18 protein-coding genes are annotated in these 20,259 nt (G+C 61.6%); 16 read left to right on the forward strand and 2 right to left on the reverse strand.

Going from position 1 to position 20,259, the window contains the following annotated elements:
* The first annotated feature begins 3 nt into the window (after positions 1-3).
* The 13 genes from ACYVG8_RS09095 to ACYVG8_RS09155 all read left to right on the forward strand — a co-directional run bounded on the left by ACYVG8_RS09095 (position 4) and on the right by ACYVG8_RS09155 (position 11,953).
* On the forward strand, positions 4-2,193 hold the full coding sequence (locus ACYVG8_RS09095) for a portal protein (protein WP_460745516.1): 2,190 nt from the start codon (positions 4-6) through the stop codon (positions 2,191-2,193).
* Positions 2,193-2,396, forward strand: coding sequence for a hypothetical protein (locus ACYVG8_RS09100; protein WP_460745518.1), 204 nt, complete (start codon positions 2,193-2,195; stop codon positions 2,394-2,396). The genes ACYVG8_RS09095 and ACYVG8_RS09100 overlap by 1 nt, the downstream gene beginning before the upstream one ends.
* A gap of 76 nt (positions 2,397-2,472) precedes the next feature.
* On the forward strand, positions 2,473-3,336 hold the full coding sequence (locus ACYVG8_RS09105; protein WP_460745520.1) for a hypothetical protein: 864 nt from the start codon (positions 2,473-2,475) through the stop codon (positions 3,334-3,336).
* An 11-nt stretch (positions 3,337-3,347) separates the two neighbouring features.
* Positions 3,348-4,340 carry a N4-gp56 family major capsid protein gene (locus tag ACYVG8_RS09110; protein WP_028498298.1) on the forward strand — a complete coding sequence of 331 codons (993 nt, stop codon included), beginning with the start codon at positions 3,348-3,350 and terminating at the stop codon, positions 4,338-4,340.
* Positions 4,341-4,392: 52 nt separating this feature from the next.
* A complete protein-coding gene (locus tag ACYVG8_RS09115; protein WP_460745522.1) occupies positions 4,393-4,677 on the forward strand; it encodes a hypothetical protein in 285 nt (94 codons plus the stop codon).
* A 1-nt stretch (position 4,678) separates the two neighbouring features.
* Positions 4,679-5,356, forward strand: coding sequence for a phage adaptor protein (locus tag ACYVG8_RS09120; RefSeq protein WP_460745524.1), 678 nt, complete (start codon positions 4,679-4,681; stop codon positions 5,354-5,356).
* Positions 5,357-5,373: 17 nt separating this feature from the next.
* Positions 5,374-7,395 (forward strand): hypothetical protein, encoded by a 2,022-nt coding sequence (locus ACYVG8_RS09125; protein ID WP_460745526.1) that lies wholly within the window; start codon positions 5,374-5,376, stop codon positions 7,393-7,395.
* Between the two features lie 11 nt (positions 7,396-7,406).
* On the forward strand, positions 7,407-8,864 hold the full coding sequence (locus ACYVG8_RS09130) for a DUF4214 domain-containing protein (RefSeq protein ID WP_028498301.1): 1,458 nt from the start codon (positions 7,407-7,409) through the stop codon (positions 8,862-8,864).
* Positions 8,865-8,911: 47 nt separating this feature from the next.
* Positions 8,912-9,724, forward strand: coding sequence for a hypothetical protein (locus tag ACYVG8_RS09135; RefSeq protein WP_460745529.1), 813 nt, complete (start codon positions 8,912-8,914; stop codon positions 9,722-9,724).
* Positions 9,725-9,736: 12 nt separating this feature from the next.
* Positions 9,737-10,288 (forward strand): hypothetical protein, encoded by a 552-nt coding sequence (locus ACYVG8_RS09140; protein WP_460745531.1) that lies wholly within the window; start codon positions 9,737-9,739, stop codon positions 10,286-10,288.
* Positions 10,288-10,767, forward strand: coding sequence for a hypothetical protein (locus ACYVG8_RS09145; RefSeq protein WP_028498304.1), 480 nt, complete (start codon positions 10,288-10,290; stop codon positions 10,765-10,767). The genes ACYVG8_RS09140 and ACYVG8_RS09145 overlap by 1 nt, the downstream gene beginning before the upstream one ends.
* On the forward strand, positions 10,764-11,630 hold the full coding sequence (locus ACYVG8_RS09150; RefSeq protein ID WP_460745533.1) for a hypothetical protein: 867 nt from the start codon (positions 10,764-10,766) through the stop codon (positions 11,628-11,630). Before ACYVG8_RS09145 ends, ACYVG8_RS09150 begins: the two co-directional genes overlap by 4 nt.
* A 197-nt stretch (positions 11,631-11,827) precedes the next feature.
* Positions 11,828-11,953, forward strand: coding sequence for a hypothetical protein (locus ACYVG8_RS09155; protein WP_460745535.1), 126 nt, complete (start codon positions 11,828-11,830; stop codon positions 11,951-11,953).
* Positions 11,954-12,022: 69 nt separating this feature from the next.
* Here the strand turns inward: ACYVG8_RS09155 and ACYVG8_RS09160 are convergent, their stop codons facing one another.
* Positions 12,023-12,241 (reverse strand): hypothetical protein, encoded by a 219-nt coding sequence (locus tag ACYVG8_RS09160; protein WP_112692618.1) that lies wholly within the window; start codon positions 12,239-12,241, stop codon positions 12,023-12,025.
* Positions 12,242-12,364: 123 nt separating this feature from the next.
* Here ACYVG8_RS09160 and ACYVG8_RS09165 point away from each other — a divergent pair, with 123 nt between their 5' ends.
* From ACYVG8_RS09165 to ACYVG8_RS09175, 3 genes are all read left to right on the forward strand, one after another.
* Positions 12,365-18,364, forward strand: coding sequence for an LPD38 domain-containing protein (locus ACYVG8_RS09165; RefSeq protein ID WP_460745537.1), 6,000 nt, complete (start codon positions 12,365-12,367; stop codon positions 18,362-18,364).
* 85 nt (positions 18,365-18,449) lie between these two features.
* Positions 18,450-19,181, forward strand: a complete 732-nt coding sequence (locus ACYVG8_RS09170; protein WP_460745539.1) for a hypothetical protein — start codon at positions 18,450-18,452, stop codon at positions 19,179-19,181.
* Between the two features lie 226 nt (positions 19,182-19,407).
* On the forward strand, positions 19,408-19,680 hold the full coding sequence (locus ACYVG8_RS09175) for a phage minor head protein (protein ID WP_460745541.1): 273 nt from the start codon (positions 19,408-19,410) through the stop codon (positions 19,678-19,680).
* Positions 19,681-19,759: 79 nt separating this feature from the next.
* Here ACYVG8_RS09175 and ACYVG8_RS09180 read toward each other — a convergent pair whose 3' ends face one another.
* Positions 19,760-20,038 (reverse strand): hypothetical protein, encoded by a 279-nt coding sequence (locus ACYVG8_RS09180; protein ID WP_460745543.1) that lies wholly within the window; start codon positions 20,036-20,038, stop codon positions 19,760-19,762.
* Between the last annotated feature and the right edge of the window lie 221 nt (positions 20,039-20,259).

Consider the following 20,259-nt stretch of genomic DNA (forward strand, 5'->3'; position numbering starts at 1 on the left):
CCCATGATTGATTCCCCTCTCGACGATGAGATTGCCGAGGCGAGCCGGCGCGCCCAAGCGGAGCGCATGCAGGTATTCGGCTCCCGCCTGCAGGGGCTGATTGACCGTGCAGTGGCTGACAAATCAGCACTGGAACAGCGGTGGCTCGACGACCTGCGCCAGTACGAGGGTCGGTATGATGCCGAGACGCTGTCTGCGCTGGAGCGGGCGGGACGCTCGACTGCGTTTGTCAGGCTGACGCGGGCCAAGTGCCTGGCTGCCGAGGCCAGGCTGGCGGAAATGCTGCTGCCAACCGATGACCGAAACTGGGACATCCAGCCGACACCGGAGCCCGACATGCCGAGCGGCCCGATGGCAACCCAGCGTCAGGCGTCTGCCGATGACGCAGCGGCGCGCATGCGACGCCGTATGGACGATGTGACGGCCGAATGTGACATGAACGGCGTTATGCGCGAGATGCTGCACGATGCGGTCACGCTCGGCACGGGCATCGTCAAGGGGCCCGCAATCGAGAGCCGTACCCGGCGCCGCTGGGCCCGGCGAGAGATTGCGCCGGGGGCATTTGTCAGTGCCATGGAAATGACGCGGGATCTGCGCCCGAGCGTGCAACGTGTGTCGCCGTGGGATTTTTTCGTCGACCCGACCGCGACCGCTCTTGCCGATGCTGAGTGGATGGCTGAGCGTCACCGCATGACGCGGCAAGCGCTGCGTAACCTTGCTCGCGTGCCGGGATTCGACGCCGACGCCATTCGTGAGCTGCTGGAGGGGGAACCCAAGCGGAGCGCTTCTGCGGGCCGGGTCGACGAGGTGGCAACCGACAACGACGGACGCGTGATCGATCGCGGCCGCTACGAGGTGTGGGAATACCACGGCGAAATTGACCGTGAGGATCTGGCTGCCGCTGGTGTCGAAATGCCTGATGACGCGCTACTGCTGGTATCCGGTGTGGTGTGGATCTGCGATGGACATGTGCTGAAGGCATCTCTCAACCCACTCGACAGCGGAGAACCGCCGTACAGCGTGTTCGCATGGGAGCCAGACAGTACACGGCCGTTCGGCCTCGGTATCCCGGCTCTGTGCCGCGACAGTCAGCGAGTGGCCAATGCCGCATGGCGCATGCTGCTCGACAACGCGGCCATGTCCGTGATGCCACAAATCGTGATCAACAGCCAGATCGTGACCCCGGTCGACGGGGAGTGGGTGCTGCGCCCCGGCAAGCTCTGGCAAGTGACCGAGCGCAACACGCCGGTCAATGCAGCATTCGGAGCGTTCCCGGTCGCAGCAAACCTGAACGAGCTGATGCAGACATTCCAGACGGCGGCGCAACTGATCGACGAGGAAACGAGCCTGCCGCAGATCGCTCAGGGTCAGCAGACTCAGGCCACACCCGAGGTCACCAAGACTGCCCAGGGCATGGCCATGCTGCTGTCCGGCGCGTCTACCGTGCTGCGCCGTATCGTCAAGCGATTCGACGACGACATGCTGCGACCCACGCTCAGCCGGCTGTACGACTGGTTCATGCAGTACGACCAGGATGAAACGATCAAGGGAGATATGGAGATCATCGCTCTCGGGTCCAGCTCCCTGCTGGTCCGTGAGCAGACGCAGCAGGGGCTGCTGAATCTGCTTCAGCTCGCGCAATCCTCGCCGGTGCTCGGGCCGATGACCGATATTCCGGCGCTGTACCGCAAGTTGATGCAGTCGATGAGCATTTCCGCCGACGGGCTGGTGCTGACCGATGAGCAAATGAAACAGAAACAGCCGGCTGGGCCGCAGACGCCGCCACCGGAGATGATCAAGGCACAGGTGGATATGAAGCGCCTGCAACTGGACGAGCAAAAGTTGCAGATGGAGGCGCAGCGGCTGCAGATGGATATGCAGGCCCAACAGGCTGAACTGGCCATGCGCCAGCAAACCGAAATGGCCCGCGCACAGGCTGCCGCTGAGGCGGCACGCGCCGAGCTGGCCAAGGCGCAGTTGGATGCCCAGTTGGATGCGCACGACATGCAGTTGCGTGAGGCAACCGCCGAGCAGGATTCCCAACTGGCTCTACTGCGGCTGCAGTCCGACCGTGAACTGTCCGCTGCGCAGATCCAGGCAGCGCGAGAGGAAACGGAATTGACACTCGACAGCAAGCACAAACTGTTCAATGCCGAGGCGGCACTACGGCTGCAGACGGGGGCAGGCATCTGATGGTCGATATTCATTCCGACACCTGGGGCGCTGTCAGCAAATTCGTGGAGCAGTCCCTGCAGGATGCCCGTCAGCAGCTTGAGTCACCGACGCTCGACCACGACCGGTCGCAATACCTGCGCGGACGGATTGCCGCGCTGTGCGACGTGCTGGCACTGACCCGGGACCCGACGCCGCTGGCACCCAAGACGACCGGTTACTGACCCGCCTCATGGCGGGTTTTTTTCACCCTGCCGCCGCAAGGCCGCACACCCACCACGCCGTGAAAGGAAACACCGCATGGACACCAATCAACCTGCGCAAACCGCCAATGCCGGTCAGCTGGCAGAACAGCACTTCGAAGACGCCTTTGCCGAGTTCTCGGCCGCACAGGGTGGCAGCGCCCCCCTCGCCACCGAGCCTGCCAGCAAGGGGGGCGATGGCGATCCCGATGCGGGCAACCCGAAAACCGCCACTCCCCCGGACACGGCCATGCCTGCTGCCGAGTCCGGAGACGCGGATCGGCTGAAGGCGGAGCGCGATGCGGCTCTGCAGGCGGCGCGCAGCGATGCCGGCCGGCAGGCAGCGCTGCAACGGCGCCTTGCAGAAGAGCGTGAACGGCGCGCTGCCGCCGAGCGTGCGCTGCAGCAAAAGCTGGAACCGGCCTCGTCGCAAGACGACGCCACCATGGCTCAACTGGAAGCAGACATGCCTGAATTGGCTGCAGTGCTGAAAGCTGAGCGAGAGCGACACCGCGCCGATCTGGCCGCCGTGTCGGCGGCAGCCAGACTCCCGGCGGAGTCGCTGACGCGCGAAAACCACTTGACCCAGCAGTTCGCCGCCCTTGGGGCCGCGCACCCTGACTGGATGCAGGTGGTGAATGATCCGGCATTTCATGGCTGGGTCAATCAGCAGCCACTCCGTGTCCGCGACATCCTTAACAGTGATGACGCCGATGAGAGTGTGTGGCTGCTGTCGCAATTCAAGCGGGAACAGACGCAGGTCCAGACGCAGGCCAAGGCCGCTACCGACAAGGTAGCCGCCGAACGCGACCGGCGCCTGCAATCTGCCGTCGGTGTCCCGGCCAGAGGGGGGCGACCGGAATCGTCCGGCGCGCCCGAAGATTTTGAATCCGCGTTCGAGTTTTACGCGCGGAAACGCTGAGGAATTTTTGAATGGGTACCACTACCTATGGCTCGATCAGCCAGCGCACGGCGGCGTGGGCTGCCAATGAAATGCTGGCGCACGCCGAGCCGATCCTGGTGCTGGGCAAATTCGCCCAGGCCAAGCCGATCCCGAAAAACACGGCCGAGGCGGTCAAGTTCCGCCGCCCGGTTCCGTTCCCGCCGGCTGTCACGCCGCTGTCCGAGGGGGTCACCCCGACGCCCCGGGCCATGAACTACGTTGACGTACCGGCCACGCTGCAGCAGTACGGTGATGTGGTCGAGATCACCGACAAGGTTGCCGATGTGGCAGAAGACCCGGTGCTGAAAGATGCGACCGCGCTGTGCGGCGAGCAGGCGGCCGAGACGATCGAGGTGCTGACCTATGGTGTCCTGCGCGGTGGCACCAACGTGTTCTACGGCAACGGTGCCGCCCGCAACGCGGTCAACTCGGCCATCGGTTTGAACAAGCTGCGTGCAGTGACCCGATTCCTCAAGGCTCAGCGGGCCAAGGAGGTGACCAAGATGCTGAGCGGCTCGACGAACTACAAGACCGAGCCGGTCAGTGCGGCATTCATCGCGTTCGGCCATACCGACATCGAGGCCGATCTGCGCACCCTGCCGGGGTTCGTGCCTGTCGAACTCTATGGACAGTCGATGAAGGCGTTGCCGCACGAAGTCGGCAAGGTCGAAGGCATCCGATTCATCCTGTCTCCTGCGTTGGCGCCGTTCGTGGATGCTGGTGGCGCCAAAGGCGCGATGAAGTCGACCGCCGGCACCAGTGCTGACGTGTATCCGATCGTGATCGTCGGTCAGGACGCCTATGGCACGGTCGCGCTCAAGGGCGCCACGGCCATCACACCGATGGTGCTGAATCCGGGGACTCCCCGTGGCGGCGATCCCCTCGGCCAGCGAGGGACGGTGGGCTGGAAAACCTATTTCACCGCCATCCGCCTGAACGAGGCCTGGATGGCGCGGCTTGAAGTGGCTGTCACTGACCTGTAAGTAACCCGAAGTGCCCGCCCAGTGCGGGCATTTCTCTTTCCAAGGAGCGAATATGGACGAGATCCAACAGACCGAATCCACCGAACCCAAGCAAGCTGCCAGGCAACCCAAGGGCAAAAACGACAGTGTCGTCATCCACATCAGCAAGGAGCGTGGCGAGGCTGGCGATGTGTTCGTCGGCGTCAATGGCGTGAGCTATCTGATCAAGCGGGGTGTCGACGTGACGGTGCCGCGTGCCGTGCTGTCCGTGCTGCAAAACGCGGTTCAGGTCGAGTACGACCCGGAAACGCTCGATCCGCGCGAGGTGCCGAGCTATCCGTACAGTGTGAAGGGCTGATATGACCTTCCTTGACCTGTGCCGGCGCCTGCGGATGGAGGCCGGCCTGTCTGGTGACGGCCCGACCGCAATCGCCGGCCAGGTCGGCATCAACGCCAAGTTGATCGCCTGGGTCCGGCAGGGCTATCAGGACATCCTCAATCTGCCGCGTGACTGGGACTTCATGTGGCGTCAGGTCAGTATTGATCTGCCGGCTCATGCCGTCCGCGTGGATCTGGCTGGCGACTATCAACTGACCGACGTAGGGCGCATCGTCACCGATACCATGCGTATTGGTGGCGCTCGATGCCGGTTCGAGCCTGATTTCAGCCTGCTGTCCGAGATGCTGCCCGGTGCGCGACTCGTCTGGTCCCGGCTCCCTGATCGGCGTATCGCACTGGCGCCCGCCACTGATACGCCGGTCAGTATGGCATTCGACTACTACCGGGACAGCCATGACCTGATTTCGGATGCTGACGTCCCGCTGATGCCGGTGCCGTATCGCATGGCGATTGTCTGGCGAGCGTTGATGCACTACGCCGGGCACGACAGCGCTCCGGATCTGTATGCCACCGGAGAGCGGAACTATCAGCAGTTGCTGGCACAGATGGATGCAACCCAGCGGCAGATGTTACGGCGTGGCGGGGTTTCGCTTGATCGCATCGAATCGTTGCCTGCCACCGCTTATCCACTGGCGTAGGGGGGCGAATGAGTCAGATGGATTACACCCCGCTGGCCGGCGGGCTGGACCTGGCTGCCAGCCCGATGCAGATTGCAGCCGGCAGATGCTTGACTGCGGAGAATATCGAGCAGGTCTATGGCCTGTCCGGGTATCGCCGCGTTGATGGGTACGAACGATTCGATGGCCGCCTGCTGGCATCCACGGCCCGGTACTACATTGCCACGGCCTGCAACATGACCGCACCGTTGTCGGTTGGCGATATTGCCACTACCCCCAGTGGCTCGGCCGAGATCATGGCAATCGAGGGTGATGTGCTGGTGCTGGTCAACGTCTCCGGCTCGTTGACCGCCGGTCAGACGCTGTCTGTACTGGCAGAAGCCCGGGCAACGCTGGCTACCGATGCAGCCGCAGGCACGTTTGATTCGCCGGATTACCGAGCTCGTCGCCGCGCTGCCGTCGCATATCTGCGCGCCAAGATCGGGAAGGTACCGGGCAGCGGCCCGGTGCGCGGCGTCGCGGTATTCAACGCCCAGGTGTTTGCGCTACGCGACAATGCCGAGGGGACGGCCGCGGCGCTCTATCGGTCGTCGCTGACCGGCTGGCAGTTGGTCTGTGACCTCTTTCGCCCCGGCGGCAGCCTGCAGGCGGTAGTAGCAAACTTCATTGGTGCCACTGCTGGCCGGGCCTGGTATGGCTGCGATGGTGTCAATCCGCCATTCAAATGCGACGGCAGCACAGTGACATTCATGGCGCCAATCATGGGCAGCGAGGCGACCGCGAGCAATGCGGTGACGCCGGCTGCAGGCGACCTGACGTTTACGGTCGTCGAGACGTCGCGCAGTTGGGCGGTAGGTGACGAGCTGGAGGCGTGGGCCCCGGCCGCGCCGGCCAGTTGGCTGAAGGGCAAAGTCAAAAGCTATTCCGGTACGACGCTGGTGCTGACCGTGGCCGAGTTTGCCGGTGCCGCGTCGAGCGCCTGGCGCATTGCCCGCGCAGACCGGTCTGACCGGCCTCGCCGTGTGGCTGAGTTCAAGAACCATCTGTTCCTGGCCTATCCGAACGGGCAACTGCAGCACAGTAACCTGGGAGACCCGATGCGCTACACCACGACTGCGGGGTTGCTCGGGGTCTCTGACGAGATCACTGGCATGGCATCGCTCAAAGGGGATGTGTTCGCGGTGTTTTGCCGGGGCCGGATCGTGTTTCTTACCGGAGCCAGCAAGGCCGACTGGCAGTTGGCCACGCACTCGCAGGACATCGGCGCACGAACCAACTCGGCCGTGGAGACTGCCGGTAACGCGCTGTTTCTCGACTCGCGGGGCCTGACCAGTCTGGCCGCTACGCAGTCGTTTGGCGGATTCAGCGCGGCACTGCTCAGCCACGCGGCGCAACCGCTGATTGACGCAGCGACGACCAGTGCGATTGCTGCACGGGCGGTGAAGCGCAAGAACCAGTACCGGATCTACCTGCCCGGCGGAATGGGGATCACTGCTGCCGTGTGGCGACCGGCGCCAGTGATCGAGCCGAACTCGGTGGCGTTCACGACGTTTCGCTATGAGCACCAGTTCAGCACATTCGCCAATGGCGATGATGCGGATGGCGATGAATTCAACGTGTTCGGCACTACCGATGGCTGGGTAATGCTGGAAGACAGCGGGACATCGTTTGACGGTGCGCCGATTGCCGCCCGGATCGCGCTTCCGTTCCACTACCTCAAGCGGCCGGCGCAGAAAAAGCGGTTCCACCGTATGGCGTTGGAACTCAATGCGGCAGAGCCGATCGAGCTGCTCGCCCGGCACACATTCGACTACGACGGGCTGCGTTATGACCCCTCGATCGTGTACCGCGTCGATGCGCAGCGGCATGGGGCGGCATGGGGCGCCGCCGAGTTCGGTAATGCCATCTGGACCGGGCCAGGGGAGGACAGCCCAGTTGTTCACCTCGATGGGGTCGGTACCAGTATTGGGGCGCTGATCTGGCATGAGTCGGACGACACGCCTGCCTTCACCCTCTCGGGCATCAGCCTGTATTACTCGCTGCGAGGCGAGCAGCGATAACGGAGAACACGATGGCTCTACTGGCCTCAGGCATCAACACCGGCGCCTCCAGTGCGCAGGACGCCTATGCGAAAAACCAGATCAACGATCTGTACAAGAACGTATTGGGTCGTGACGCCGATCAGGCGGGGCTCGACTACTGGACAAAGCAGATGGCGTCCGGCGGCATGTCCTATGCGGACGTGCAGAACAGCTTTCTCGGCTCGGCCGAAAACCGGGCCAAGAACGACACGTCCTCGATCATCCAGCAAACCTACAAAAACGTGCTGGGCCGGGATGCGGATCAGGCTGGTCTCGACTACTGGTCGAAGCAGGGAGACAGTTCCGGTCTGGGTGGCGTGTTTGATGGTATCCGGTCATCTGACGAGTACCGGGCAAAAAACTCCAGCACGAATGCCATTCAGCAAGATTATCGGAACCTGCTAGGGCGTGACGCCGATCAGGCCGGACTCGACTACTGGTCCGGGCAAAATCTGAGTGGCGCAGACCGCGGCATGGCTTTCCTCAATTCTGCCGAGTACACCGGTGGAAACGGGGCCGAGTGGGCCCGTGACAAGGCTGCCAGCACTGCGGGGACATGGGGTGCGGGATACAGCGGGGTCTACAACCCGAAAACCGGGCAGGTGCAGATCGGCAACCAGTCGTTCGATCCGAATGACTATGCCGGTATCTACGGCGCCGCCCATGCAGACGAAATTGCTGCCAGCGGTCTGTCCGCCGCCGATCACTGGAATCAGGTTGGCCAGTTCAAGGGCTACGACTGGGGGTTGAATGGCATGCAGCAGCAAATCGCCAACCGCACCCCTGCGGGACACTACGACGCGAACGTCAACAGTCAGGTCGACGCGGCGAGCGAGACCATCGAAGGCCGACTGAAAAACCTGCTCGACCCGAATAACGCTGTGGTTCGCCAGGCCGGTGACCAGGCGCGGATGTCATTCGCCTCGCGTGGGCTGCTCAACAGCAGCATGAGCGAACAGGCTGCCATGGAAGCAATGGTGTCCAAGGCAATCGACATCGCCGGTCCTGATGCGCAGCGGTATTTCCAGAACCGGATGAACAACGTCGACTGGCAGAACAAATTCGCGCAGGACCAGCAACAACAGAGCTATGCCCTGCAGAACATGGCGGTTCAGCATCAGTACAACCGCGACCTGTCCACGCTGAACAACTCGTTTGACACCGGGAAAATCGACCAGACACAGAACTACTCGCTGCGGCAGAACTACCTGTCGGCGATCAGCCAGGCCAACGCGATCTATCAGGATAACGTCGCCCGGCTGCAGGCGGCGCAGATGTCCACCAAGGACAAGCAGACTGCGCTCGATGCAGCCAAGACCCTGCGAGACAGCAACATCGCGCTGATGAACAGCGCATTTGCCGCGCAGCCGGGCTGGGCCAAAGAGTGGAGCGTTGAGGCTGACAACCCGGACGTCAAGGCTGTGCCGACACAGCCCGGGGGGCGCTGATGGCATGGACACAGGGGGGCTCGTTCCGTGGGTTGCTGTCAGCCGGCATGGACGCCGCTGATGCACTCGACGAGAACGGATGGGCGACTGCACCCGGGCAGGAGCGTGGCGGGAATGCAGAGCATGCGGCCGGGCCGGTCAGCGCAGATGCGGCGGCGCGCAGTGCTTCAATGGCAAGTAGCGTACAGGGGGCACTCAACTCGACGGCCGGCCGTTGGGCGCGAGCGGTACTGTCTATTGCGGCGCCGCAATTTGGCGTGATGGCCAACATGATGTCGGTCGACCAGAGCCGCCCGGATGCGAAAGAGGCGACTCTGTCGGCCATGGCCGCGCCGGCAATCGGCATGCTGGGATTCGCCAAACCGGCGCAGGCAATCAGCAGCGCCTATAGCGCAACCAAATCGGCACAACAAGGCGACTACGCCACGGCGGCAGTCACTGGGCTGCTTGGCATGGGGATGCTCAACGGTGTCACTACCGGCAACCCGTTCGGTGACATGGCAGTCTCGCGCGGGCTGCTGGGGATTGCCTCGTTTGCGGACAGCATGCGCGGTGATGATACCGGCGGATGGGGGGTGTCGAGCAGGAACACCAATGCGGCTGTCGGCTTCAACGACAGTCTGGGCGGGCCGGCCAGCAATGGCGCAGCGAGCAATGGTGCGGACAACGATGGCGGATGGGGCGCGAGCCACCAACGATCTGTCAATAGCGCTGTTGGATTCAACAACTCCATGGGCGCGCCGGCATCGAGCAACGACAGCAACAACAGCGACAACAGCAGCACCAGCAGCAGCACCAGCAGCAGTTCCAGCAGCAGTTCCAGCAGCAGCTCCAGTAGCAGCTCCAGTAGCAGTGAGTAGGAGATAGGAGAAATGATGGACTTTGACTTCGGATTCAGTGGTGCCGGCAATGACAGTATCGACTACCTGTCCGGCCCATCGGCGGAGGCCGCCGCCGGCACGGACATGGTGTCCGGTTCGCCGTTCGGTGACAGCAATGTGGCTGAGCAGATCGGTTTCGGCAGCGGGGTGCTCAGCGGCGGTGATGGCATGTTCGGCTCGCTCGACGGCTCGTTTATGCCGGCGCTGAGCAGCTTTATGGATGGCGCGAAAAACATTGCCAGCAAGGGCGTTGACCAACTGGAGCAACTGGCCGGGAACAAGACCGCCCGGCTGGCGGCTGGCACGATTCTGCCGGCCGTTGGTCAGGCCATGATGGCGAAAGAAGCGATCAAGCAGCGCAACAGACAGCTCGACCGTCAGGAGCGGAATGCCGCGTGGGCGACACCGCAGCGCGAGCAGTTCCGGCAGGTCTCGCGCCCGACAGGATTGCTGGCCGCTGGCCAGCAGGCCGCACAGCAGCAGGCTGTCGCAGCCGCCGTCGCCCAGGCCACGCAACAGGAAAAAATCAAGGGGGTTCGCTGATGGCTGGACTGATCAATAGCGGCATGGCTGAACAGCAGGGGCAAAGTAGCGGTGGGCAACGCATCTACACCAAGCTGGTACTGATGACCCTGCAGTACCTGATGCAGCGTGACGCGTTCATGCAACTGGTGGCGCAGGCCCAGCAGGGTGATGCCGGGCAGGCCATTGGCGGCGGCGTGGTTCGTGCGCTGCTGGGGCAGCGCCAGGCGGCGCAGCAGGCAGGTATGCAGATCGACACCGGCATGCTCTCGGCGGCCAGTGTGGAAATCGCGCAACGCCTGGCGGAAGCATTCGCGCTGCTGGGGGTGGTGCAGGATGCTGAATCGACGGCGCGTGATGCCATCGAGTACGGCAAAACGCTGACGCAGGGCGGGGGCGGGCAGGCAGCTCCTGCCGACCAAGAGCCCGCCGAGCCGGCGCCTGTTGGCGCGCCTGACGAGATGGAGCCCGGCATGTCTGCGAACGAGGTGATGCAATGAGCGGGCTGATCCAGGCGGGAATCTTGTCCGGGCTGGGCGATATGGCAAAGGCCGCATATGCGGCCGATGTCTCTGCCGAAACGGCGCAAGCCAAGGCGCGTGCCGATCTGCAGAAAACCCTGCTTGAACAGCAGCTCAAGAATCAGGGCGCCATGGGGGTGGAGGAAGCCAAAAAGCTGCCGCTCGACATGAGCAGCCCACGGGTGCAACAGGCCATTGCGCTGAATACCGGGATGAGTACGCCGGACGTTAAGGGCGTTGTTGACTCCTTGGGAAGTCCGGATCTGATTTCACCCAAGAACGCCAAGCTCATGGGGAATCTGTACAAAAAGGTTTCTGCCGCCTATGCGCAGCTCAACCCGGGGCAGGCCTCGGCCGCCAAGAGCCTGGAGGACGCTCGCGGTGCGCGGATGGGTAACGATCTGGATGTGCTGACGCTCAACGGCAGGGTGCCATTGGCTGCCCGTCAGCAGTTCGAGAGCGCCAAACGTGGCGCGGCGCCGTACAGTGTGGATGGCGGCGTGCTGCTCGACAGGAATACGGGGGCAGTGGGGCAGCTTCCGGACATGCCGGCCAGTGCGGACCGTTCGGAGAATGTTCGCACGGCAAACACTCTGGCAGGGATGATTCGCAGCAATGACATCAACATCCGTCAACTGCAGGGCATGAAGAACGATCCGTTGATGTCCGGCGATCCCGCCAAGGTCGCTGATCTGGAGAACCAGATCAGCGAGTTCCGTCGGGAGAATGCCGAACACAGGCAGCGCATTGATGCGTTGCTCGGGCAAGGGCAACAAGGGACTACCACGCCGCCATCAACCGGCCGGCAACGTGGCAACGTGACAGGGTTCCTCGGGCAGTAAACAGCACAGCACCCCGCCATGAGCGGGGATTCAATTTTCAGCCTCACGGTTTCCGTGGGGCTTTTTTATTGGCCAACGGCCCAATGTACACGCGAACGGACAAAGTGACTCGACTCTATGACCGGCACAAAGCCGAATTTTCTGCGTCGATGACCGCACTTCACCTGACCCCCAGTTTGGGGCAGGGCATACCTCCGGTGGCAAATCGGCTGTTCAGCCTGTGCGGCAAGGGCCTGAGCCGCTGGCGCTTCGTCAAACCGAGGCTGGTCGCGCGCCTGACCGCGCTTGAGTGGCAGTCGCAGTCATCGCTGCTGCTTGAATGATGGCATGCCGCGTTTTTGCAAAAGCCAATTCTGGCGTTTGCTGCAAAAACAACGTGTTGACGCACTGGCTCAGTAAATCACTTTCATCTCGGCATAGCCGCAGGCATGGCATTCATAGAGCCGGTGCTGTGCCTCATCCCCAAAATCTGGGGCGGGCATGACTCGGGAAACCCTGAACATGTGCTGTCGGCATCTTGGGCACAGCTCATCAATATGAGTCGGCTGCTTATACCTCGCCCCTTGAAGAAGGGTTACCAGCTTTTCGCTCAGATCAGAGAGTATCAGCATGTCAAATGCTCCTGTGCATCAGCCTTGCAGTATTGGTCATGACGTATAAATAGACCATCTGAGATCGTATCGCATCGTCCACCCAACCCGCTTCGGCGGGTTTTTGCATTTCTGGAGACCGGCATGGCCGACACTCAACCCCCGATCACTGGCACTGATGGCGTGGACCTCGATGTATCTGGCCTGCTGAACCTCGCCGACCAGCCCCCTGTGGGCATACGCGTGCCAGTCGGTGCGCCTAAGGGCGACTCTCGCGGCCGCGCCGTCACGGCTGCGGACCTGGTTGCTCCAGCTCAATATGCCCCGCTGATCACCGCCGCAGCTCAGCGGCATGGCATCGACGTCGACATCCTGACCGCGCAACTGTTTCAGGAGTCGAGGTTCGATCCGCGTGCGGTTTCTCCTGCTGGTGCCCGAGGCATTGCGCAGTTCATGCCGAAAACGGCGTCGTCCATGCGGGTCGATCCGTCTGATCCGGCCAGCGCCATTGATGGCGCCGCGCGGCTGATGGGCGAGAATCTGGACCGCTACCGCGGCGATTATGCGGCCGCACTGTCTGCTTACAATGCCGGCACCAATTCGACCCGGTGGGGTAACCCGGAGACGCTGGATTACGTCGCAAAAATCCGCGACTACGCACGCACCATCAAGGCAGGGAAAGCCCATCAGCAAGCTGCCCGGCAAGAGGCCACGGCTGCGCAGAATCATTCGCTCATGCGCGCCACTGAAAATCGCGATGCAGAACAGATCCGTAGCGCAAAACCGGCCCAGGCCCAGCAGACGGCCGGCGCCGCTGCCGCTGATCCTGCATTCCTTGGCAAGGGCATTCTGCCTGGTTTGGTCTCGGCCCTGCGCGACAGTTCCGGCGTTGCAGTTGGCCGTGCAATCGAGGGGGCCGGTGACCTGATTCATGCGATCACGCCGGATGGTTTGCTGCCGGAGGATGTCGGCGGGCGGATTGCTGCTGCCGGCCGCGATCTGGTTGCTCGTCATGAACGCCTGGCTGAAGCTAGCCAGCCCGACATCCAGAACAGGGACTTGCGTGCTGCCTATGGGGGCCTGCAATCGACCGTACGCGCTGTGCCGGCACTGGCGGCAGCCGTGGCCACGCGCAACCCGAATGTAGCGCTAGGCGTTATGGGGGCCGACAGCGGTGTGCAGGCGTACAGCGATGCGAAAAACGCAGGCCGTTCTACCGCACAGGCCGTGCTACACGGTGCAGCGTACGGGCTGACCGAGGCTGCCAGCGAAAAATTGGGCCTTGGCTTTCTGGCAGAAAAGTTGGGTAAAGCCGGGTTCGCGCGCCTGCTGTCTGGCTACCTGCTGCGCGATATGCCCAGCGAACAGGCTGCGACGATTGCGCAAAAAGCACTCGACTACGCGACACTGACTCCCGAGAAAACGCTGGGTGATTTCAGGTCCGAAATATTGGGGGACATGCGTGATACCGCGATTGCTACCGCAGTACAGGGTGGCATCATGGGTGGAGCAGGCCATGCCGGCGCCAAGCTGTTGAACCGTGGGGCGGATCGTGCCGCAGCGAGCGGCGCCCCGGATTTGGCTGGTGCACAAACACAAGCCGCCGCGCCGGATGGCGGAAATCTGGCCGGCAGCCTGTCGGAGACGGACTCCCTGGAAGAGACGCTGCGTGCGGCAGCCCGTGAATATCACGGCGATGTACCGACGCAGGAACCCAGCGACCTGCGTCAGCGCCTCGGCATGGCTCAGCCCGCCGGCACGCCGCCGGCAACCACGTCGATCCAGACGACCAGCGTGCAGCCGGTCGAGGTCCACGGGGGGGACATGACGCCGGCTGTGTTGCAGGAACAGGCAGCGCAACGCCAGGCGAAAGCGGATGCGACCACTGCACGACAGACGGAGTGGGAAGCGGCGCTGGCCGAGCTCGACGCGCGCAAACAGCAGGAGCTTGATGCGCTGGCGGCGGATGGTCATATCGGTCGCGCCGAGTACGACAATGCCGTGATGGATGCCATGTCGGCATCTGAGCCGGTGCCGACAGTAATGGCCCAAGCCTTTGCTGACGCGCAACAGCGTGATGCTGATCCGGCCGGGCGCAGATTCAGCCTGAATGACAAGGATGAGGCCCCTGACGCCGCGCAGAGCAATGGGTTCACTCCCGACGCCTTGCGTACCACGCTGCAGTCCGGCGACATGGGTGGACTGATCGACGGGCTGATCGACGGCGGTCGTGTTGTGCTGCATGCCGATGCCTCCACGCTGCCCGGCACGGCCCCGGCTGATACGGTCGTGCAGGGGATGACGGATGCAGATGGCACGGTCCACCTGGTGGCGGGCAACCTGAATGCCGACAATGCGACCGCTGTACTGCTGCATGAAGCGTTTCATGGTGGCGGCCAGTCTCTGCTGGGAGACAAGGCGTGGACCGGCCTGATGGCCCGAGTCAACCGCATTGAGCGTGCCATGCGTGGCGGAGCGTTCTGGCGCGCTGCTGCTGAGAGTGTCGGGCATGCCAACCCGGGGGCCTCGCTGCGAACGGAGGAATTTGCGGCCTACGCCATCGAGCACTATGCCCAGGCACCACAGTCTATTCGCAAATGGGTCAGTGACATCATGGGTACGGTGCAGGCATGGACGCAGCGTCGATTCGGCATCCAGATCGGCCGTGTAACTCCCGCGCAACTGCACGCTCTGGCCCGTGCGGCTCTGCAAGTGCCGGCCATGACGGACCGCGCACCCGCCGCTTCGGTTGCCGACCAGAAAGCACCGCCGTTTGGCCAGCGCCAAGGGCTGTTCCAGCTACCACCGATTGAGGCGGTGACGCTGACGGGGCTGGAACTGGGCAATGGGCTGAGCAAGAAGGGGCTGGCTCAGGCGGCTGACAAGCTGTTGCGGGAGATTCAGCATGCCGGTGTTCCACTGCGTAATCAGGACAGCGGGTGGAATCTGGTGATTGCGAAGGTGGACCGGCAGAAAATGGGTGACAACCCTGGGCTTTCGGCCGCCGACAGCAAGGCGGTTGCTGCAATCCGCGAGCTGGTTGACCGCGCTGTTGTGGCTGAATCGCACGCTGATGCCGAACACGGTAATCCTGATGTACAGGCCATTCACAGGCTATACGCGCCGGCGATCATTGAAGGGAGGCCGTACCGTGTGAAACTGACGGTGAAGGACTACTCGGGAAAATTGGGGAGAAGGAATCTGCATGCAATTGAATCGGCAGAAATAGAAAACGCCCCTATGGGAACCTTGCCGTCCTACTCCACTGCGGAAACCACAGTTCGGACAGCTCAACCAACCTCGGGGCGCACTTTTACTATAGCCGAACTGCTGTCTGGTGCAAAGCGGGATGGAGATGGGCAGTCATTCGCCGATGACGATGCGCGCTACAGCCTTCGCAATCCGCTGCGTGCGGGCCAGCCGGCCGGGAATGAAATTGCGCCCGAGACCTGGACGGAAAAACAGATCCGCATGCAGGCCAACAGGTTCAGCCGGGTTGAGCGTGTCGAGGCACAGTTGCGCCGCATGGGGATTGCCGTCCCGGCCTGGCTGTCGCCCACAAATGCCGAGATCAGCTATCACGGCCGTCGTGCCGAGAGAATGGCCGATCTGCGCGATAACGAGGTGCAGGCGCTGGCGGATGCCATGGCGCAGAACCGTGTCCGGCCTGACCGATTCGATGTGTATCTGCTGGCTCGTCACGCCCATGAGGCAAACCGACATGTAGCTGAACGTGGCGGTAGCAGCGATGGCGGTAGCGCCATGACCAACCAGCAGGCGGCTGACCTAATGGCAGGGCGTGATGTCATCATGAATGAGCATACGGCAAGCGCACATGGCCGGGTGGCGGCACGCCAAGTGACGGTGCGAGGCTTTTCGCCAGACGAACTGACGCGGCTGAGGGCGGTTGCCGTTCCGCTTGATGCGCTGGTGGAGAAATCCCGCCAGCTTAATGTTGAGTATGGGCTGGAATCCAAGGAAACCGTAGATGGCTGGCGGCAGATGTTCCAGCACTATGTGCCTTTGGCAGAGCAGGTCGGCGTTGCAGCAGCAGGCGGCGCGCCCGGAAAGCAGTCCGGGTTCAGCGTGAAGGGCGGTGCCCGGCATCGAACAGGGCGTAGTAGCGTGGCGCCAAATATCACGGAACAAGTGATCCGTCAGGCAGAGGATGCGATTGCTCGTGGTGAGAGCAACCGAGTGGCTGGCGTGTTTGTGGCGTTGGCCCATTCTCTCCGGGGGAACATGCCCGTTGCACCGATTGGCAAACCGCTGTTTGAGCTTGACCCGACTGATCTGCGGAAATATGTCCGAGACGGGAAAATCGTCCAGGGCGAATTTCCTGTGGATTTTGGCCACGACATCCTGATCGCGCGCATTGACGGCCGGGACGTGCCGGTCCGCATTAATGACCCGGCACTGGTCGAGTCTGCCCGCAACCTGGATGCCCCGCAAATGTCGGCGCTGCTTGAGCGGGCCGGGGCCCTGACGCGCTTGCTGTCGATGACCTACACCGCGGCCAGCCCGTCGTTCTGGCCGGTGGCGTTCCTGCGTGACCTGCAGTCGGTCGCGGTTCAAGGTGGGCGATTTGGCAAGGGTATCGTGGGTGGCATGCTGCGCCCGGGCGTGCTGTCCAGCAGTCTGGGGCAGGCATTCCGGCATGAATTCACTGGCCGAGAGTCACCTGAATTCAGCGCGTTTCGCCGTGATGGTGGTCGCACCGGGTTTGTTCAGGTCACGCGGGAGCTGGCTGAAAAGCGTGCAGACCTGCTTGGCGCCATCCGTGCTGCGGAGCCCGGCTTTAATGGCCCCAAGGCCAAGTCGGTGATTCGGCGGCTCTGGCGCTACTACCTGGCGACAGGGTCGGCGCTGGAGACTGGCGTGCGGTTTGCCGCATACCAATCGGCCCTGTCTCAGGGCCAGGACAGCGCCTCGGCCGCGCGAGTCGCCAAGGAGATCACGCTCAACTTCAACCGCAAGGGTGCGGGCGAGAACGCTATACGGATGGCAGCGTTGTACCCGTTCTACAACGCCAGTGTGCAGGGCATCCGCAACACCGCCATCACGATGCAGAACCGGCGAGTGCAGACGGCCATGGCCGCGTTCGGTGGCATTGCATTGCTGGCGCAGTTGGCACTGCTGGGCAGCATGGATGACGACGAGCGGGACGATCTGATGAACAACCCGGCGTACCGGGATGATCGCATCGGCAACATCCTGATCCCGACCGGGAATCCGGAGAGACCGTATGCGAAAATTCCGGTTCCGCCAGACTTCTCGTTCGTGACGGCTACGGCCAGCGCCATGACCGACATGCTGTATGGCGGGGAGGGTGCCGGCTGGCGTGCTGCTGGCAGCCTGCTGCAAGGCTCTGCAGTTGCGTTCTTGCCGCCGCCGTTTGGCGACGTCGCACGCGCTGTGACGAATGCACCTGACGGTGCCGGCAAGAAGGCCGCGTTTGTTGCGGCCACGCCAGCGATTGCCAAGCCTCTCGCGCAGATCGCGAACAACGTGAATTATCTCGGCCTTCCACTGGTGCCCGGCCGAGACGACTCGATCACGCCTGAGGCCTACCGTGCGTATCGGCGGAACCGGACCGGCTGGGCCGCAGGGCTGGCTGACTGGCTTAACCGCAGTACGGGTGGCAATACAGCGCAGTCTGGCCACATTGACATCAGCCCGGAAATGATCCTGAACCTGACCCGGTCGTATGGCGGCGGGATCGCCGGTTTTATTCTGCAGGGGAGTGATGCACTGACTAATCCGCAGAAAAGCTGGCTGGATCTTCCGGTCATTGGCCGGCTGTCGGCGAATCCTGACGCGCTGGATCGCGGGCGGGATTCCGTGGTCAGGGAGTCAATGGACGATGCGTCGCGCCTGTTAAAGCAGTACAAGGCATTGAGAATTGCCGGCGATGCAGAGGGGGCTGCGGCGATTGCGCAGCAGATGGCGAGCACTGGCGACATGCAAAGGGCTGGGGCAGCCAGCCGTGCACAGGCTGTCATGACGCGGATGAACCGGGCAGAAAACCTGCTGGGGACGCGCAGTGACGATGAGGCAATGCAGCAACGTGCCATCTATGAGCAGCAGCGCAAGTTGCTGGCTCAGCAGATGCGGAAAATTGACCGTGCTGCGTCAGTAAGGTGAAGTAGGGGCCGGCATGTGCTGGCCCCATCTTGCGCGAGGTGGCTATACTGGCGAGATTCATCCTTCCGTCATAGCTGGTATTGCCATGAAAATCACTGCATTACTATTGCTGGTCCCGTTGCTGGCTGGAGCCGCCGACCTTGGGCCTGAAACAAATGGACAACCCGTTTCGTCTGCTACATTCTTTGGGCATGAATTTACCTTGCCGGAGGGGAATTGGACACAGGTTGCATTTGAAAATAATTTTGACGCAAAAGGCGAAATCCCATTCAAAAACGCCATTCTGTTAGATACTAATAAAAAGGGAATTAAACAGGAGTGGAGAATCAGGATTGGTCATAGTGATCACATAAGGCGCCGCTGGCTTGATGAGCTGTGCAAGAGGAATAATTTATACTGGAAAGAATCCATTAATGATGGCGTATGGAAGCAGTACTGTGTAACAGTGAATCATGTCGCATGGCAGTTCAATTGGCAGAGTGGGTCTTATTACATGCAAAGAGCAAGATACTTGATGGATAAGGGGTTTGTTGGAGACAGGACAATTATTCAAGTCAGTGTGGTCGGTTATAAGAATAGTGATTATGTTTCGGTGGTTTATGAAATTGATCCAGCAATGTATGGCATAAAAACTCAGTACACAAACTGGGATTTAAGCGACTGGAATGTTAACAACATCACAAAATTTCCAGAAAAAAAAGCCTTTATGGATCGCGTGGTGGCATTTGCTGAGCGATTCCACCCACAGTATTACGCCTATCTGTATGGGAAATTGCCTGACGGCTCGCCTGAGCCTGGGATGATAAAGTTTGAGTAAGCCTAAGGTGTTCCCCGCGGGCGCGGGGATGAACCGCGCGAGTCGTACCTGGATTGTTTCAGTCTGGAGTGTTCCCCGCGGGTGCGGGGATGAACAGTGCGATCACCTGGTCGTGTCTGCTGCAGGAAAGACGATCGTCAGCATCCTGTTGATGCCAGTAAAATCATAATGGCGTCCTAACTGACGCCAGATACGATGACGAAACTCGCAAAACAATAGGTGCTTGATGGTGCAGAAAAATAACGACATTGATCTGACGGCTGACGAGAGAAGAGTCGCCGCCAAAAAGGAAAAAGCGAGGCAGATTGCATTGGGGATCACCCACTACCGGTGGTCGAGTAGTCACGACGAAAGCGTGTGCGAACGCTGCACGACCAACTACGGCAAGGTCTTCCGCTGGGATGAGCCCCCGCCGACAGGCCACCCTGGTGAAGGGAGGTTCTGCTCGCGGAAAGAAGGGTGCCGTTGCATAGCAATCCCGGTTTTCAACCAGAGTTAACTGAAGCCCACCAAGAGGTGGGCTTTTCGTTGACACGGAATCGTGTTCCATGGACGACAAGGAGTGATGGTGCTGCTCGTCAGTTCTTGCCGTTTGGATCGTATGTTTTGGTGCCGGGCTGACCGGTGTACGGGTTCACGTTCCCTTGAGTTGACCAGTTGTTGTTGAAATTTCCGTCAGCGCGAGAGCGTTCATGGGACTGTACATGCGTGCCATCCCGACGGGTGTAGCCGTCAACGTGAACGCTGTTTGTGCTGGATCCGGTTTCTCTGCTGCTGCCATAGTGGCTGCCATAGTGACTACCGGCAAATGCTTGGGCGCTGACCAAGACTGCTATTACTGCAATCAGCTTGTTCATGATGGTCCTGAATGACAGTTGAAAACTGTTTAGCATAGATCATAAAAAGACCGGTGTCATTTGTTGGCGGTTGACTGGTGTGTCCCGTTGACACGCCGCCTGCCCGTGGCGATACTGACGGTTCCTAAATCAAAGCGCTCTGAACCGGCGCGTTCGCTCCTTTGCGGGTGGAAAGCCGGTTTTTTATTGCCCCTATTCGGCATGCGTGCGTCTGCGCGCAG

It is taken from the genome of Microvirgula curvata (assembly GCF_054781615.1).

Bases quoted from the DNA above. Each gene is read 5' to 3' on its own strand.
- ACYVG8_RS09140 (WP_460745531.1), top strand. From the start codon at position 9,737: ATGATGGACTTTGACTTCGGATTCAGTGGTGCCGGCAATGACAGTATC.
- ACYVG8_RS09165 (WP_460745537.1), top strand. From the start codon at position 12,365: ATGGCCGACACTCAACCCCCGATCACTGGCACTGATGGCGTGGACCTC.
- ACYVG8_RS09135 (WP_460745529.1), top strand. From the start codon at position 8,912: ATGGACGCCGCTGATGCACTCGACGAGAACGGATGGGCGACTGCACCC.
- ACYVG8_RS09110 (WP_028498298.1), top strand. From the start codon at position 3,348: ATGGGTACCACTACCTATGGCTCGATCAGCCAGCGCACGGCGGCGTGG.
- ACYVG8_RS09115 (WP_460745522.1), top strand. From the start codon at position 4,393: ATGGACGAGATCCAACAGACCGAATCCACCGAACCCAAGCAAGCTGCC.
- ACYVG8_RS09150 (WP_460745533.1), top strand. From the start codon at position 10,764: ATGAGCGGGCTGATCCAGGCGGGAATCTTGTCCGGGCTGGGCGATATG.
- ACYVG8_RS09170 (WP_460745539.1), top strand. From the start codon at position 18,450: ATGAAAATCACTGCATTACTATTGCTGGTCCCGTTGCTGGCTGGAGCC.
- ACYVG8_RS09180 (WP_460745543.1), bottom strand. From the start codon at position 20,038: ATGAACAAGCTGATTGCAGTAATAGCAGTCTTGGTCAGCGCCCAAGCA.
- ACYVG8_RS09145 (WP_028498304.1), top strand. From the start codon at position 10,288: ATGGCTGGACTGATCAATAGCGGCATGGCTGAACAGCAGGGGCAAAGT.
- ACYVG8_RS09125 (WP_460745526.1), top strand. From the start codon at position 5,374: ATGGATTACACCCCGCTGGCCGGCGGGCTGGACCTGGCTGCCAGCCCG.
- ACYVG8_RS09160 (WP_112692618.1), bottom strand. From the start codon at position 12,241: ATGCTGATACTCTCTGATCTGAGCGAAAAGCTGGTAACCCTTCTTCAA.
- ACYVG8_RS09095 (WP_460745516.1), top strand. From the start codon at position 4: ATGATTGATTCCCCTCTCGACGATGAGATTGCCGAGGCGAGCCGGCGC.
- ACYVG8_RS09105 (WP_460745520.1), top strand. From the start codon at position 2,473: ATGGACACCAATCAACCTGCGCAAACCGCCAATGCCGGTCAGCTGGCA.
- ACYVG8_RS09175 (WP_460745541.1), top strand. From the start codon at position 19,408: ATGGTGCAGAAAAATAACGACATTGATCTGACGGCTGACGAGAGAAGA.
- ACYVG8_RS09120 (WP_460745524.1), top strand. From the start codon at position 4,679: ATGACCTTCCTTGACCTGTGCCGGCGCCTGCGGATGGAGGCCGGCCTG.
- ACYVG8_RS09100 (WP_460745518.1), top strand. From the start codon at position 2,193: ATGGTCGATATTCATTCCGACACCTGGGGCGCTGTCAGCAAATTCGTG.
- ACYVG8_RS09130 (WP_028498301.1), top strand. From the start codon at position 7,407: ATGGCTCTACTGGCCTCAGGCATCAACACCGGCGCCTCCAGTGCGCAG.